Here is a 2,281-nt window from a genome sequence, read left to right as displayed (position 1 = left end):
GGCATGAAGGTCTGTCTGGACTGCGAGCCCAAGTCCGGCGACGGCGCGCGCCTGGTGACGCTGGCCTCGGCCACGCGCGCGCAGCGCTGGGGCGACCTCAAGGTGCCGCAGGCGCATGACGGGCTGATTGCGCGGGCGGCGCGGGAGTCGGGCGTGGACCAGGCCCTGCTGACGGCAGTGATTGCGATTGAATCGGGCTTCCGCAGCGATGCGCGCTCGCCCAAGGGGGCGTTGGGCCTGATGCAACTGATGCCAGCCACGGCGGCGCCGCTGTTGTCGGTGGCGGATGTGGAGACCGCCCTGGTGGACCCCGCGACCAATGTGAACGCGGGTTCGCGTCATTTGCGTCGCCTGATCGACCAGTACCCGGGCAGGCTGGATCTGGCGCTGGCGGCCTATAACGCGGGGGAAGGGGCGGTGCGCAAGTACGACGCCGTGCCGCCCTATGCGGAAACCCAGGCATACGTCCGGGATGTGACCGCCCTGTACGAGCACTACAAGGCGCCCTGAGGGGAGCGGCCGCGAGCCGGCCCCCTCATGTCGTTTACATCGACGCGAAGACCTTTTCGGCGATATCCAGTGTGGATTTGATCACCGCGTCGTCGTGCGTGGCCGAAACGAAACCCGCTTCGAAGGCGGACGGCGCGAAGTGCACGCCGTGGTCCAGCATGGCGTGGAAGAAGCGATTGAACGCCGCCGTGTCGCAGGCCGAGACCTCGGCGAACGAAGTCGGCACCTGGTCGCTGAAGTAGATGCCGAACATGCCGCCCACCGAGTCCGCCGAGAAAGCCAGGCCGGCGGCGCGGGCGCGTTCCTGCAGACCCTGGGCCAGCTTGGCGGTCTGGGCGGTCAGCTTGTCGTAGAAGCCGGGAGCGGCGATCAGGCGCATCGTGGCCAGGCCCGCGGCCACGGCCACCGGGTTGCCCGACAGCGTGCCGGCCTGGTAGACGCCGCCCAGCGGCGCGATGTTCTTCATGATTTCGGCGCTGCCGCCGAAGGCGCCCACCGGCATGCCGCCGCCGATCACCTTGGCCAGCGTGGTGATGTCGGGCTGGACCCCGGTCAGGCCTTGCACGCCTTGCGGACCCACGCGGAAACCGGTCATCACTTCGTCGAAGATAAGCAGCGCGCCGTGCTGCGTGCAGACTTCGCGCAGGCCTTCCAGGAAGCCCGGGGCCGGCTTGATCAGGTTCATGTTGCCGGCGACCGGCTCGACGATGATGCAGGCGATGTCGGCGCCGTGCTGGGCGAAGGCTTCGCGCACGGCGTCCAGGTTGTTGTATTCCAGGGTCAGCGTGTGCGACACGAATTCAGGCGGCACGCCGGCCGAGCTGGGGTTGCCGAAGGTCAGCAGGCCCGAGCCGGCCTTGACCAGCAGGCTGTCCGAATGGCCGTGGTAGCAGCCTTCGAATTTCACGATCTTGGCGCGCCCGGTGGCGCCGCGGGCCAGGCGGATGGCCGTCATGGTCGCTTCCGTGCCCGAGCTGACCAGGCGCACCTGTTCCAGCGAGGGCAGGCGCGAGATCAGCACTTCGGCCAGTTCGATTTCCGCTTCGGTCGGGGCGCCGAAGGACAGGCCGTTGACGGCAGCTTCCTGCACTGCACGCACCACTTCAGGATGCGAGTGGCCGAGGATCGCGGGGCCCCAGGAGCCGACGTAATCGATGTACTGCTTATCTTCCGCGTCCCACACGTACGGGCCCTGCGCGCGCTTGATGAAGCGCGGCGTGCCGCCCACGGAGCGGAAGGCGCGCACGGGCGAATTGACGCCGCCGGGGATGCTGCGGCAGGCGCGTTCGAAAAGCTGAGCGTTACTGGACATGGCGTTCAAGGCTTGCGGTTGGGGTTGGCGGAGTAGGGCGCGGAGCATGCGGCCGCGGCGGCGCGGATGCTGGGCGCCTCGAAAAGCGCAGTGATGACGGCGATGGCGTCGGCGCCGGCCTGCGCCACCAGCGGCGCATTGTCGGGCGTGATGCCGCCAATGGCGACCACCGCGGGACGCGGAGCGTCGCAATTGTCGGTCAGGCGGCGCGCTTCGGTCAGGACCGAGAGCGGCGCGCGCACGGTGTCGGGCTTGACGGTGGAGGGGTACATGGCGCCGAAGGCGATGTAGTCCGCGCCCGCGGCCAGCAGTTCCTGCGCGCGCTCCAGGTCGTCATAGCTGGAACCGCCCAGGATCAGGTCGGGGCCGGCCTCGGCGCGGATGCGCGCCAGGCTTTCGTCCTCGCGGCCCACGTGCGCGCCGTCGGCGCCCACCTCCAGCGCCAGGCGCCAGTCGTCA

Annotated in this window: 3 protein-coding genes; 1 reads left to right on the top strand and 2 read right to left on the bottom strand. The window is 69.2% G+C overall.

Annotated elements, in window-relative coordinates; translation table 11 throughout:
* Window positions 1-510, top strand: a 510-nt coding sequence (locus VIR09_RS03220; RefSeq protein ID WP_332011564.1) for a lytic transglycosylase domain-containing protein, incomplete at its 5' end; no start/stop codon positions are given.
* 34 nt (window positions 511-544) lie between these two features.
* Here VIR09_RS03220 and hemL read toward each other — a convergent pair.
* Together hemL and VIR09_RS03210 are read right to left on the bottom strand one after the other, a co-directional pair.
* Entirely contained in the window at window positions 545-1,822 is a 1,278-nt protein-coding gene (gene hemL / locus VIR09_RS03215) for a glutamate-1-semialdehyde 2,1-aminomutase (RefSeq protein WP_332011563.1), read from the bottom strand.
* Window positions 1,823-1,827: 5 nt separating this feature from the next.
* Window positions 1,828-2,281: thiamine phosphate synthase (locus VIR09_RS03210; RefSeq protein WP_332011562.1), on the bottom strand; the 454-nt coding region annotated here is incomplete at its 5' end.

This window comes from Achromobacter sp., from assembly GCF_036567245.1.
In the GTDB taxonomy this organism is placed as follows: Bacteria; Pseudomonadota; Gammaproteobacteria; order Burkholderiales; family Burkholderiaceae_B; genus Achromobacter.
Note: the sequence above shows the minus strand (reverse complement) of the source record. Positions and strands in the feature narration are given on the sequence as shown.

Coding starts and splice junctions, on each gene's coding strand:
- hemL (WP_332011563.1), bottom strand. CDS start 1,822: ATGTCCAGTAACGCTCAGCTTTTCGAACGCGCCTGCCGCAGCATCCCC.